At 66.2% G+C, this 12447-nt stretch carries 12 protein-coding genes and 2 tRNA genes; 10 read left to right on the top strand and 4 right to left on the bottom strand.

Going from position 1 to position 12447, the window contains the following annotated elements:
- Positions 1–60 precede the first annotated feature (60 nt).
- From ABD255_RS29420 to ABD255_RS29400, 5 genes are all read left to right on the top strand, one after another.
- Positions 61–1302 carry an NAD(P)/FAD-dependent oxidoreductase gene (locus tag ABD255_RS29420; protein ID WP_344219699.1) on the top strand — a complete coding sequence of 414 codons (1242 nt, stop codon included), beginning with the start codon at positions 61–63 and terminating at the stop codon, positions 1300–1302.
- Positions 1303–1360: 58 nt separating this feature from the next.
- Entirely contained in the window at positions 1361–3262 is a 1902-nt protein-coding gene (gene dnaG, locus ABD255_RS29415) for a DNA primase (RefSeq protein ID WP_344219697.1), read from the top strand.
- Between the two features lie 167 nt (positions 3263–3429).
- Positions 3430–4305, top strand: a complete 876-nt coding sequence (locus ABD255_RS29410) for a sigma-70 family RNA polymerase sigma factor (RefSeq protein WP_344219695.1) — start codon at positions 3430–3432, stop codon at positions 4303–4305.
- 29 nt (positions 4306–4334) lie between these two features.
- Entirely contained in the window at positions 4335–4877 is a 543-nt protein-coding gene (locus ABD255_RS29405; RefSeq protein ID WP_344219693.1) for a hypothetical protein, read from the top strand.
- 92 nt (positions 4878–4969) lie between these two features.
- A tRNA-Asn gene (locus tag ABD255_RS29400) sits at positions 4970–5042 on the top strand.
- Positions 5043–5161: 119 nt separating this feature from the next.
- On the opposite strand, the gene ABD255_RS29395 is transcribed toward ABD255_RS29400, so the two are convergent.
- On the bottom strand, positions 5162–5305 hold the full coding sequence (locus ABD255_RS29395) for a hypothetical protein (protein WP_344219691.1): 144 nt from the start codon (positions 5303–5305) through the stop codon (positions 5162–5164).
- A gap of 122 nt (positions 5306–5427) precedes the next feature.
- Between ABD255_RS29395 and ABD255_RS29390 the strand changes: the two genes are divergently transcribed.
- From ABD255_RS29390 to ABD255_RS29370, 5 genes are all read left to right on the top strand, one after another.
- Positions 5428–5501 (top strand) — tRNA-Ile (locus ABD255_RS29390).
- A 134-nt stretch (positions 5502–5635) separates the two neighbouring features.
- The gene (locus ABD255_RS29385) at positions 5636–7270 is read left to right on the top strand and encodes a GntR family transcriptional regulator (RefSeq protein ID WP_344219689.1); all 1635 of its coding nucleotides are present in this window, start codon (positions 5636–5638) and stop codon (positions 7268–7270) included.
- A 193-nt stretch (positions 7271–7463) separates the two neighbouring features.
- Positions 7464–8252, top strand: coding sequence for a hypothetical protein (locus tag ABD255_RS29380; RefSeq protein ID WP_344219687.1), 789 nt, complete (start codon positions 7464–7466; stop codon positions 8250–8252).
- Positions 8253–8612: 360 nt separating this feature from the next.
- Positions 8613–8960, top strand: coding sequence for a hypothetical protein (locus ABD255_RS29375; protein ID WP_344219685.1), 348 nt, complete (start codon positions 8613–8615; stop codon positions 8958–8960).
- 69 nt (positions 8961–9029) lie between these two features.
- On the top strand, positions 9030–9359 hold the full coding sequence (locus tag ABD255_RS29370) for a hypothetical protein (RefSeq protein WP_344219683.1): 330 nt from the start codon (positions 9030–9032) through the stop codon (positions 9357–9359).
- Between the two features lie 325 nt (positions 9360–9684).
- Here ABD255_RS29370 and ABD255_RS29365 read toward each other — a convergent pair whose 3' ends face one another.
- From ABD255_RS29365 to ABD255_RS29355, 3 genes are all read right to left on the bottom strand, one after another.
- On the bottom strand, positions 9685–9963 hold the full coding sequence (locus tag ABD255_RS29365; protein ID WP_425554574.1) for a tyrosine-type recombinase/integrase: 279 nt from the start codon (positions 9961–9963) through the stop codon (positions 9685–9687).
- A gap of 263 nt (positions 9964–10226) precedes the next feature.
- Positions 10227–10691 (bottom strand): phage integrase N-terminal SAM-like domain-containing protein, encoded by a 465-nt coding sequence (locus ABD255_RS29360; RefSeq protein ID WP_344219681.1) that lies wholly within the window; start codon positions 10689–10691, stop codon positions 10227–10229.
- Between the two features lie 459 nt (positions 10692–11150).
- Complete coding sequence (locus ABD255_RS29355) at positions 11151–12254, bottom strand: IS110 family RNA-guided transposase (RefSeq protein WP_344219679.1); 1104 nt, start codon at positions 12252–12254, stop codon at positions 11151–11153.
- Between the last annotated feature and the right edge of the window lie 193 nt (positions 12255–12447).

Below are 12447 nucleotides of genomic sequence, written 5' to 3'. Positions count from 1 at the left end.
TCTTCAGCGGAGATCCTATGTCGGCCTGCGCGCGGAGGCCTGAAGCACTAATCTCTCACCATGAGCGACTCGGAGCGGATCGTCATCATCGGAGCGAGCCTGGCAGGCGCGAAGGCCGCCGAAACGTTGCGGAGCGAGGGCTGGGACGGACAGATCGTCCTGATCGGCAACGAGACCGAGTTGCCCTACGAGCGACCGCCGTTGTCCAAGGGGGTGCTGCTCGGGAAGGACAAGCCCAACGTCGGAGAGGTCCACGACCAGGCCTGGTACGACGAGAACAACGTCGACCTGCGGCTCGGAGTGGAAGCCACCGCGATCGACACGAACGCCCGGACGGTCACGCTGTCCGACGGCTCGCAGGTCGAGTACGACAAGCTGCTGATCGCCACCGGCAGCCGGGTCCGCAAGCTCGACGTACCGGGCGCTGACCTCCCCGGCATCCATTACCTCCGCACCGCGCAGCAGTCCCAGGCCCTGACCGACGCGTACGCCGCGAAGCCGCGCGTGGTCGTCGTCGGCGCCGGGTGGATCGGCCTCGAGGCTGCCTCGGCGGCGCGTGAACGCGGCTGCGAGGTGACGGTGGTCGAGCCGCAGTCGACCGCGCTCGCCGCGGTGATGGGGGAGCAGGTCGGCGAGCTGTACGCGGACCTGCACCGACAGCACGGCGTCGACCTGCGCTTCGGCACCGGCGTCGAGGGGTTCGAGGGCGATGACAAGGTGACCGGCGTCCGGCTCTCCGGCGGTGACGTGCTGCCCGCGGACCTGGTGGTCGTCGGCGTCGGCGTCCAGCCGAACACCGAGCTCGCCGAGGCTGCCGGGATCGACGTCGCCGACCGTGAGAGCGGCTCGGGCATCGTGACCGGGCCGGACCTGCAGACCTCGGTGCCGGGCGTGTACGCGGCCGGCGACGTGGTTCGCTGGGACCACCCGCTGCTCGGCCACTCGATCCGGGTGGAGCACTGGCAGAACGCGAAGGACAGTGGCGCCGCGGCCGCGAAGGCGATGCTCGGTCAGGATGTCGCGCACGACGCGATCCCCTACTTCTTCACCGATCAGTACGACCTGGGCATGGAGTACGCGGGCGACGTACCGCGCGGCATGTCGTACCACGTAGTACTGCGAGGTGATCCGGCCTCGGGTGCCTACCTAGCGTTCTGGTTGTCCGACGACAACCAGGTGCTGGCGGGGATGCACGTGAACACCTGGGGCGCGATCGACGCGGTACAGGACCTCATCCGGTCCAAGAAGACTGTTGACCCCGCGCGGCTCGCCGATTCCTCGGTGGAGCTGTCCGAGGTCTAGCGTCCGGGGCGGAAGCCCGATGGTCCCGTTCGCTTCGGCTGGACCGTAGACTCACCGCGTGGCAGGCCGGATCAAGGAAGAAGACATCGCGCTGGTCCGCGAGCGGGCCCGGATCGACGAGATCGTCGGCTCGTACGTCACGCTCAAGAACGCCGGCGGCGGATCGCTGAAGGGGCTGTGCCCGTTCCACGACGAGAAGTCGCCGTCCTTCAACGTCACCCCGGCCCGCGGCTTCTTCTACTGCTTCGGCTGCCAAGAGGGCGGCGACGTGATCGACTTCATCCAGAAGATCGATCAGATCAGCTTCCACGAGGCGGTCGAGACGCTGGCCGCGAAGGTCGGCATCCAGCTGCGGTACGACGACTCCGGCGCCCCGATCCAGCGGTCGCAGAGCAACCAGCGCCCACGGCTGGTCGAGGCCCACAAGGTCGCGGCGGAGTACTACGCGGAGCAGTTGTTCGGCGCGCCCGAGGCGATGCTCGGCCGGCAGTTCCTGGACAAGCGTGGCTTCGACCGCGACGCCGCTGCGCATTTCGGAGTCGGCTTCTCGCCCCGTGGCGGTGAGGCGCTGGTGGCGCACCTGCGCGGCCGCGGCTTCACCAACACCGAACTCGTCGCCTCCGGGTTGTGCGCGGACGGGCAGCGCGGACTGTACGACCGGTTCCGCGGCCGGCTGATGTGGCCGATCCGCGACGCCGGCGGTGACGTGATCGGGTTCGGCGCGCGCCGGCTGTTCGACGACGACAAGATCGAAGCGAAGTACCTGAACACCGGCGAGACCGCGATCTACAAGAAGTCCAAGGTCCTGTACGGCGTGGACCTGGCCCGCCGCGAGATCGCCAAGGGCAAGCAGGCGGTCGTCGTCGAGGGCTACACGGATGTGATGGCGTGCCACCTGGCCGGAGTACAGACTGCTGTCGCGACCTGCGGTACGTCGTTCGGCGACGACCACGCGCGGGTGCTGCGGCAGTTGCTGCTGGATCACGACCAGTTCCGCGGCGAGGTGATCTTCACCTTCGACGGGGACGCTGCCGGGCAGCGAGCCGCGCTGAAGGCGTTCGAGGGGGACCAGGCGTTCGCGTCGCAGACGTATGTGGCGGTGGAACCGGACGGGCTCGACCCGTGCGACCTGCGACTGCAGAAGGGCGACGCCGCGGTACGGGAGTTGATCGGGCGACGGGTTCCGCTGTATCGGTTCGTGCTGTCCAACGTGCTGACGAAGTACGACCTGGATCGGGCCGACACCCGGATCGACGCGCTGCGCGACGCGGCCCGGCTCGTGGTGAGCATCCGGGACCGGTCGAAGGTGGACGCGTTCACGCGCGAACTCGCCGGACATCTGGGGATGGAGGTGGACCAGGTGCGGACCGAAGTACACCGGGCTGCTTCTCGTCCTGCCGCTCCTGCCCCTGCTCCGGATCGTGGGCCTGTGCAGGTGACGTCGGAGGCTCCGCCGCCGCCTCGCGTGGACCTGCCGTCGCCGCGGGACCAGCGGTTCGTGATCGAGTGGGACGTGCTGAAGATCGCGATGCAGCACCCGCATCTGATGGGTGTGGCGTTCGACGAACTGGATGACCAGGACTTCACGCATCCGTGGCTCGCGGCGGTCCGGTCCGCGATGGCGAAGCTCGGCGGTCCGTCGCAGGCGGCGCCGGGGGAGGCGTGGGTGGTCGCAGTACGGGAGGCCATGGGGATCGACCCGGCCGCGGCCGTCGTCAGCGCCCTCGCCGTCGACCCCATCCGCCTCGGCCGCGACCCCGACGACACCTACGCCCGCGCCCACCTGGCCCGCCTCCAGGAACTCACCTGCCTACGCCGCATCGCCGACCTCAAGTCGAAGCTCCAGCGCACCAACCCGATCGACCGAGCCGACGACTACAACCGCATGTTCGGCGAACTCATCGCCCTCGAACGCTACCGAGCCGAACTCCGCGAACAGGCCATCTCCGGCGCCATCTGATGAGCTCGAGCGCAGGATAAGCCTCGCGCCTTCCTGGCGTCCTGAGCCTGTCCACAGGCTCTCTGTTACTGCGCGGTTACTTGTCGTAGTTGTCCACCGGTCGGCAATTCGCCCGTTCTGAGCGGCCGAATCCCGGCAGGATCCCTGGTGAGAGAGGGGAGATCGCCGTGGCTGAACTGGATTGCGACCCGGCGGACGTGAACGCGCTCGTCGCGTACCTGCGCGAGATCGGGCGCCATGAACTACTGACCGTCGAGGAGGTCGCCGAGCTGTCGTTCTGGATCGAGGCAGGCGTGCTCGCGGCCGAGCACGTGGCGGCGGGTCGTGCGGAGCCCGAGCTTCCGGCGGTGGTTGCCCTGGGCGACGAGGCCTGGCGGCGGATGATCGAGGGCAACCTGCGGCTCGTGGTCTCGCTCGCCAAGCGGTACACGGGGAAGGGGATCTCGCTGCTCGACCTGATCCAGGAGGGCAACCTCGGGCTGATGCGTGCGGTCGAGCGGTTCGACCACAGGCTCGGCAACCGCTTCTCCACCTATGCGATCTGGTGGATCCGGCAGGCGATCGGCCGGGCGATCTCGGACCGCTCCCGGCTGGTCCGGATGCCGGCCCAGGCCTACACCGACGCTAGCCAGGTGACGGTCGTGCAGAGAGAGCTCACCCAACGGCTCGGGCGGGAGCCGTCCACCGCCGAGGTCGCCGCCGGCGCGTGCCTGACCATCGCGCGGGTGGAGCGTGCCCGTGCCTGGAAGCTGCGCCCAGAGACGCTGGACGTCGACGAGGCGGACCAGCAGATCGATGACGACGGGATCGTCCTGCGGGCCGCCTTGCGGCGCGACCTGCACTATCAGCTCGAGTTCCTGGACGACCTCAAACGGGCGATCCTGCGACTGCGCTTCGGATTGTCGGGCCTGGCCGCGGCCACGGTCGACGAGACCGCCGCGATCCTGCGCCTCGATCCCGACCGGGTTCGCGCGCTGGAGGCCGAGGCGCTGCGCGAGCTTCGAAGGCGCTGCCGGATCGGTTTGCGGGACTATGCCGCCTGACCTTTGGAGCAGGCTGAGATCATGGCGCTGTGCTGAGACTTCGTCGTACGTCGTGGCCGCGCGAGCTGACCGAGGCGGTCACCATCGCCTCCAGGCATTCCCCGGGCGGCAAGGAGGACATCCTGGCCGCAGTACAGCTGATCGACGGCCAGTGGGTCGCCGGCAGCCGGGCCGCGCTGTACCTGCCGACGGAGACAGAGGGCGCAGTACGCCGCGTCGGCTGGGAGAAGATCGAGCGGGCCGGCTGGGACTCCGAGGAATCAATCCTCCGTGTCTACGAGACCACCGCCTTCGGTACTCCGCTGCGCGCCACCGAGCTGAAGGTCGACGACCCCGGCCGCTTCGGGCAGCTCCTGCGCGAGCGGATCGACGCGAGCGTCTTGGTCCAGCGCCACGTCCCCCTGGTCGGCAAGAAGGGCGTCCGGGTCGTCGGCCGCCGCAACCCGTCCGAACCGGACGCCGCCGTCACCTGGAACTTCGTTCTGGACAAGGGCTTGGAGCCCGACCAGCCCGGCCTCGTCGACCGCGCCGAGGCGGCCCTGGCAGCGGTCCGCGACGAGTTCGGAATCTGAGCTGGAAGCGATCCCAATCCCGTTTTTGTAGTTGGTCCCGGGCCTGCTAACCTACTCAGGTCCTCGGGGATCGAGGGCGGGAAGTGCTTCGATCCCGCGTAGCTCAATTGGCAGAGCAGCCGGCTGTTAACCGGCAGGTTACTGGTTCGAGTCCAGTCGCGGGAGCAACAAGACAAGGCCGGTTCCACACCAGGAACCGGCCTTTCGCATGTCCTGAGACCCCCGCGGCCTCCGGTGCGCACCGCAGCGCACCCCGAAAGCCACGGAGCGTCCCTAAATCCCTGTCAGCGGCCCTTGTCCTTGCGCTTGTCGATCGCACGCTGAATCCGGTGCTGCGGCTGCCCCGTCAGCTTCGCGATCAACGGCACCCGGAACTTGTAAGCCGCCACCGCCCCCACCACGAGCACCAGCAAAATGAACCAGCCCATCGGACTTCCCTTCAGTAGGCCCTACTCTCCCCATCATCGCCTACCCCTGGTAGCCATCCGGTCAGTCATCCCCCTGACCCACCCCTGGTTTCCGATACCATCACCACGCGGCACCGCCGCCCGGGGCGGTAGCTCAGCCGGTTAGAGCAGGGGACTCATAATCCCTGGGTCGTGGGTTCGAGTCCCACCCGCCCCACAGTACGAACTTGCAGGTCAGAGGCCATCTTCGGCTCCGTTCAACGCTGGCTCAGAGGCTGGCGTGACTCGCCTCGTGACGCGAGTGCTGCTATGGTCGCCCTACCGGTCGACCGGTAGGGCGAAAGCGCCAACGTGGACAGATCGACGAGCTTCCGTCAGATCGACGAGCTTCCGTCAGGGGCCCTTCGGGTCCGTGTGTATGCGGGTATCGACCCAGTCTCGAAGCGTCGGCTCGATCTGACTGAGGCGGTCCCCGCTGGCCCAAGACAGGCCAAGCTGGCCGATCAGGCACGCACGAGATTGCTCAATCAGGTCGACGAGAAGCGCAATCCGAAGACCAGCGCATCGGTCGACCAACTGATCGCCAAGTACTTCGAGGTCATCGACGTCGACACCCAGACCCTGCGCGGCTACAAGTCGAAGTACGAGAACCACATCAAGCCGCTCCTCGGCTCTCAGCAGCTGACTCGCCTCGATATCGAGATGCTGGATTCCTTCTACTCGATGCTCCGAACATGTCGCACTCATAGCCGCGGACGCAAGTTCATCGAGCATCGGACCGACAGGCCGCACCAGTGCGACGAGCACGAAGACGACCGTTGCCTGCGCAATAATCCCCAGAACTGTGGTCGTTGCCGGCGGATGTGCAAGCCCCACAAGTGCAGGGGCTTGAGCGCGTCTACGATTCGACAGATGCACTGGATCCTGAGTGGTGCATTGGACCGAGCCGTCGTTTGGAAATGGATCTCGGTGAACCCGGCCGAGCAGGCAGACAAGCCAGGTCTGCCCATCCCAAACCCACAGCCACCCACACAGGACGAGATTGCAAAGCTCATCCTCGCTGCATGGGACGAGGACCCAGACTGGGGGTCGTTCTTGTGGTTGAAGACCACCACCGGCAACCGCCGCGGCGAAATGTGCGCGCTGCGCTGGACCGACCGTGAGCGACAGCCGGGGGAACCGTCAATACTTCGAGTGGCGCGAGCGCTCTATTACGACGATGACGGCAAGCTTGCGGAGAAAGACACCAAGACCCATCAACAGCGCGGGCTAGTCCTCGATCCCGAAACGGACACGGTTCTCGACGAAGCTGAAGCTCGCGCTCGAGAGCCCGCAGATGTCGTCAGCATGGACTTCAACTCCGCCGGCTATATGTTCTCCGCGGTTCCGGATGGCAGTCGGCCCCAGGACCTCACACTGGTGTCAAAGCGATACGCCCGTTTGGCGAAGCGGCTCGGAATCGACACGTCGATCAAGAACATGCGGCACTACAACGCGACCGAGCTGATTTATGCAAACCACAGGCTGGGTACAGTCGCGGCTCGCCTGGGACACGGCGGTGGCGGGACGACAACACTCAAGGTCTACACAGCGAGAGTGTCAGAAGCCGACCAACGGGCCGCCGGACCGATCACAGGTCGAAAACCTCCGCGCCCGACATTGAGCGGAGCGGTCGAGCCTCTCAAGGCCCCGACGCTTCCCAGCACGACTGACGACGACGTCCAGCCATACCAACGAATCGCAGCAGACCTCCGAGGAGCAATCGACAGTGGCATCCTCTCGCCTGGCGACCGGCTACCCCCTGAGGCGAAGCTGGCAGCCAGGTACGGCGTGGCGGCCAGTACAGCCCACCGTGCGATGGCTGTCCTGGTGGCCGCGGGCTTGGTCGAGCCTGCTCGCGGTAAACGCCCAACACTAGTCCTTGGCCCGTTGGCCAAGGAGACAGAAGGCCTCGGAGATGTTGTAGAACTTAGGCCACAGGACTAAGTCGACTCTGGGCACTACATCTGAGGCTGAAGAACCGTCTGCTGCGAGGCGGCTCGTTAGACGCCCGAGGTATCCCGTTTGCCCTATCGATTGCGCTGGGCACGCGAGTTGAACTCCGTCGATGGTGCGTTGCTGTAGACGAAAGAACACGCTCGGTAGACAATGTACCTCTGTCATGTGGGGGGAGACCACAGTGAGTAGTGCGCAGGGTGCAGTTCCACAAGCGGTTCCTACGCCGCCGAGCTGGGATCGTGAGGAAAATCGCTTTGACATCAAGCTCCCACTTGGGGGCGCCAGTTACCCGACTTTCGTCGAGGCTCTTGCCTGCCTCGCGACTAGCGATGCCGAGTTAACCCTGACCGCTTCGAAGGAGGACAACAGGCTGGTGCAGCGCGAATGGACGGGTCAATGCTCCGCCACCGAGTTCGCGCTCGTCTTGGCTGACGCGCGCCGATTCGTCCTTCAGGCTACGTACGGCGATGGATCTCGCCTATGGTTCGATTCGGGAGGAACTGACCGGTGGCGCTGGAGTACCTCAGGCGATGCACAGGATGCGGCAGTTGGGTTCAAAAGGACTGTGAAGAGCCGCATCCGTGGCCGTCGGTTCTACCTTTGGTGGCCCGCGGGCATGCTGATCGTTGTCTGGCTTATGTACAGCGCTTGGTCGCATGAACTGCCCTCAGTAGATCCCGCGAAGGCACCTGAATTCGATTACACCGGACCACTTTGGTACACCATCATTTGTTTGGCGGGAGTTCTCGCTGCGCTGATCGGAATGATTGCGGCGGACTGGACTGGGTTCGGACTCAGCAAGCGCCGCTACCTTCGTCGCCTTTCCACCACCAATCGTCTGACGTTGCGCCGCTCCTCTTGGCGTGACTACGTGACCATCGGCAAGCTAGACGTTACAAACGGGGTGGGCGCAGCCCTGGTGATCGGCGTTGTGGCGGGAGTGCTCGGCGTACTCATCGTCGGGAAGTAACGTTGCTGAGGTGTGAGACCGAGCGCTTCGGCATTCGTGCCGGCAGTTGGTCCCTCCGTCGCGCCGCGAGCGTGGGCCGGTCCTCAGATCGTCTCGTCAGCTCGCTCAGAGCGGATCGGGGCAGGAAAGGGTGTGTGAGGCTCAGGTGACTCACACACGGTTCAGGAAAACCGACCCACCGCACCGACATAGACATCCTCAGGCGTATCCAGGTCACTCTAGATCGGGCCGTCTTGACTCTGAGAGACCCACGAGACAGCAGAGGGGAAGACGCGGATGTGACCGCGAGTGGTTGGTGCGGCTTGACCAACCAGGCATGCTCAGAACGGCACCGCGAGTACGGCGATGACCTCGCCGGCCATGAACGAGCAACGCCAAGAGCCCGTACGCATCGACGTCGGATTTGATTTCGAGTGCTTGACCGCCTGTGAAGCCTTCGGCGGTGGGTGGGCTTTCACCAAGCACTGGCAAGGTCTGGGTGACCTGCTAGGCCACCGCCCCGGGTGGCACTTTGACATCGTCAATGATGGTGAGGCGATGTGGAGCATCGGTGCATTCGGAGCCTCGCGGATGAAGATCACGCTAAACCAGGATGGTTCCTACCACTGCCACGACCACGACGAGGACAGCGACGCCGACTTCGGCGAGCTGGCCGAGGTCGAGGCCTGGCTGGTGCCCAGAGAAGAGCGTAAGCGTATACCCGCTTAGCGATATTGCAAGCGACACGCCGCGAGAAACGCTCGGGGATCGGTTCAGTCCGGCCGTACCTTCGTGTCCATGACGAGACCACACAGCACCGCAGACGAACTCGACGGGCTCATCAATCTGGCTGACCAACTGCTGGACCGGCTGACGCAGTTTCGAACAGAGGATAGGTGTTGTGGGTGGCTGCTGCGGAACAGGACCGCTGCGCAGCCGCCCCGCCGCATCGCATTCCGAGATCTCGTCTATGCCGAGTGCGCGCGGCGCGCCCGAGCAGGCGAACCGGTCAGGGCACACCTGGTCGGTGAAGCACTGGGTAACCGGTGCCATCCCGGCCACATGCGCAAGATCGTCCAAGACTGGAAGAAGCGCGCCGAGGGCCTCGGCATCGAGTTCATCACATGACCGTCTGGGCGCTGAGTTGGCCTGCGCCTGGCGGGCAACGGATCGCGCGTACCTGTGCCGGTTCGGCCCGATCGCCAGAGTACGCGCGATGCTGGCCGAGGGTTGCAGGTCGCCCGCTCGCGCTAGAGGTTCCCCCTTCCCGGTCCGGGCAATGCCGACTGTAGCGCGGAGATCGCGGCTGAGGCGCTTCCGCTGGGTGCTGACCGGCCGCAGGTGGGCGCGGGTGTCTGGGGGCTGCGAGGCTGCCAGGCGGGCGGTGGACGCGGGGGCTGACATGCCAGCGCCCCGGCACCCACTGGGGAGGTGCCGCGGCGCTGGTGGCCGATCAGTAGCGGTTGCCGAACCCAGATTGGGTGAACGCTGTCAGGGCGCGCTCCTCGGCCAGAGTTGCGCCATACCGGAGGAGCATTGACGGGTCCTTCCATCCAGCAATGGCCATGATCTGCTCATCGGACATGCCTGCCGCCTTGGCCTCATGGGCGAAGGTGTGGCGGAACAGGTGCGGTCGCACGGCCTCGCGCGGGTAGCCCGCTTGTACGGCGCGACGACGCAGCATCTGGTAGATGCCATCGCCCTTCAGGTCCGCGCCGGTCTTCTCGGCGATCCACAGAGGCCCCTCATCCGCAGACTGAACCCGACGATGCTAGCCCGCTGTTGCAGCCAACGCTTGAGCGCCAGCACGTCGCGGCTCGAGCGGAATGCGGCGACTGGGGCGGCCCTTGAGTCCGACCACTGCAGCTGACCGGACAGCGGATGTGAGGTCCAGATGCTCCACGTGCATGCTGGCGACCTCCTGCCGCCTCGGCGCGATAAGCACTACGCGGATCAGCGCATGGTCGCGACGGTCCTCGAATGCCTTACCGCTGGTCACTTCAGCAGTGCGGTGATCAGGTCGGACGCGAGGATTGGTGTCCGCTCCTCCTGTCGCCCATAGCGGCTGCGCTTCGAGTGATCCCAGATGTTCTCGGTCCCGTACTCCTCGGTCAGGTGCTTGAGGAACACGCGCAGGTTGCCCTGCTTGGTGACGGTGCCGCCGAGGGTGTGCCGCTTCAGGTAGTCGCTGAGGTAGCTGTTGAACTCGGCAACGGTCAGGGTGTCGAAGCGATCAGGGTGACCGGTACCGGTCAGCCAGCGACCGAGAGAATCGACGGCATCCAGGTATGCACCGATGGTGCGCTCGCTGTACGGCTTGCCGCGCTTGCTCGGCTCGGCGCGCAGGATGTCGGCGAACAGGTCGCGCTGTTCGGCGCGGGTGGTCTGACCGGGTGTGGTGGGTACGGCGCGCAGGGCACGCGCTGGCCGGTGCGGCGCACGGCTTGGAGCGCTAGTCATGGAACAGTCCTCCGGATCGGTCTGGGAACCGCTCCCGAAACTGTGTGTCCACCCTCTTAGTTGCTACCCGCCTGAAGGCCCGAATCGATCCCTGACTGCGGTGTTTCCGCAGGTCATCCCTGAAGGAGCGGGGTCGGTCAAGAGGTGTGTGACCGTTGTTTTCCTGCTTCTTCGGTGTGGTTTGGGCGCGCCGAGATAGGGCGTCGGGGTCAGGGCTCGGGCGAAGCCCGACCGCGGAGCGGCCGGAGGGCCTTGACGCCGGCGCCGTCGGCGCACGATCTGGACAGCGGAGAAGAGATCTGGGGTCGCTCCCTGGGGGTTCAGCGAGGTGTTGACGTAGCGCTCGTCATGGCCTGGGTGTCCCCGGTGGTGGCAGGCCTGGATGGCTGCTGTCATCCCTTCGCCGCGGTCAGGTAGCGGCGTGATGGGGTTCGCAGTGTGCCGGTCGGTCGGGATCAATCAGAGGAGCGACCACGCCACCCACGAGTGGGGGTCTTGACCTGCACGATCCGCGGCGACCGGTCCGCGGCGACCACGGTTCATGCCACGGTCGCGGGTTGGTGGGTGGTCTTGTCCAGGGCTCGGTCCAAGGCGCGCACGTGGTGGTCGCGCAGCGCGTAGAAGACGTACTCGAGTTGGCGGCGGCCCCGCGGCGACGACACCGATGTTGCGGCCGCGGCGGGCAGCGACCCGGTCGCGGAACCGCCCCACCATGGTGGTCGCGGGCAGGATCTGCACCGACTCGACCACCGCCCACCGGACCAGCCGGGATCCCTGCTTGGTGATCCGGCCCCGGTGGACGTGGGCGTCGGACTCGTGGTGGGTTGGTGTCAGCCCGGCCCAGCAGGTCAGCTGCTCGGGCCGGGTGAACCGGGTGATGTCGCCGATCTCGGCGACCAGGACCGCGGCCAGGGTCGGCCCGATCCCGGGGATCTGCTGCACCGCGACATACCCCGGGTCGCCCGCCGGCCGGCCCCGCACCATCGCGGCCACGTGGTCGATCTCGAAGTCGAGCCCGTCCATGATTCGCCGCAGCGACCCGATCCTGGCCGCATAGGGCGCCGCCAGGTCCAAACCGGTCCAGCAGCGCGGTGCCATCGACACCGAACAGTCGCTCATCGAGACCTGCACCCCACATTTGGCCAGGATCGCGTGCACCTCGGCCTTGCAATGTGAACGCAGCCCGACCAGTTTCTGGCGGTGCCGGACCAGCTCTCGCAGTTCCCGGGTCGCCGGCGGCGCGATCCACGCCTCGGGCAGCCGTCCCATCCGCAACAGGTCCGCCAGGTCGGCGGCATCCCGCTCGTCGTTCTTGACCCGCCGGTACTCGAACGCCTTCACCCCCAACGGATGCGCCAGATGCACCGCCGCGCCCTGTTCCCGCAGCGCATCCACCGCCCAATACCAGCCATAGGTGGCCTCCAACACCACCTCCGGGCTCACCCCGGCCCGGGCGATCACCGCCGCCAACCGATCGACATCGTTGACGATCCGGACCCGCTCGAGCACATCTCCCGCGGCCGTCATCCGCACCAGCACCGACCGGCGACGATGCAGATCCATACCCACAAACTGCCGTCCCGCGTAGCCTTCCATCAGGGGCCTCCTTCGTCGTGAAACGCGAGCAACCCCAGCATCCGCCGGGGACCCACGAGGAGCAGAGGCCCCGCTCCTTCATCGCATCAGAGGCCGATTTGTGCCCCCGGCAGGATTCGAACCTGCGACGCACGGTTTAGGAAACCGAGAACCTGGCATA

Origin of the sequence: Kribbella sancticallisti (genome assembly GCF_039530625.1) — a bacterium.
Classification (GTDB): domain Bacteria; phylum Actinomycetota; class Actinomycetes; order Propionibacteriales; family Kribbellaceae; genus Kribbella; species Kribbella sancticallisti.
Note: the sequence above shows the minus strand (reverse complement) of the source record. Positions and strands in the feature narration are given on the sequence as shown.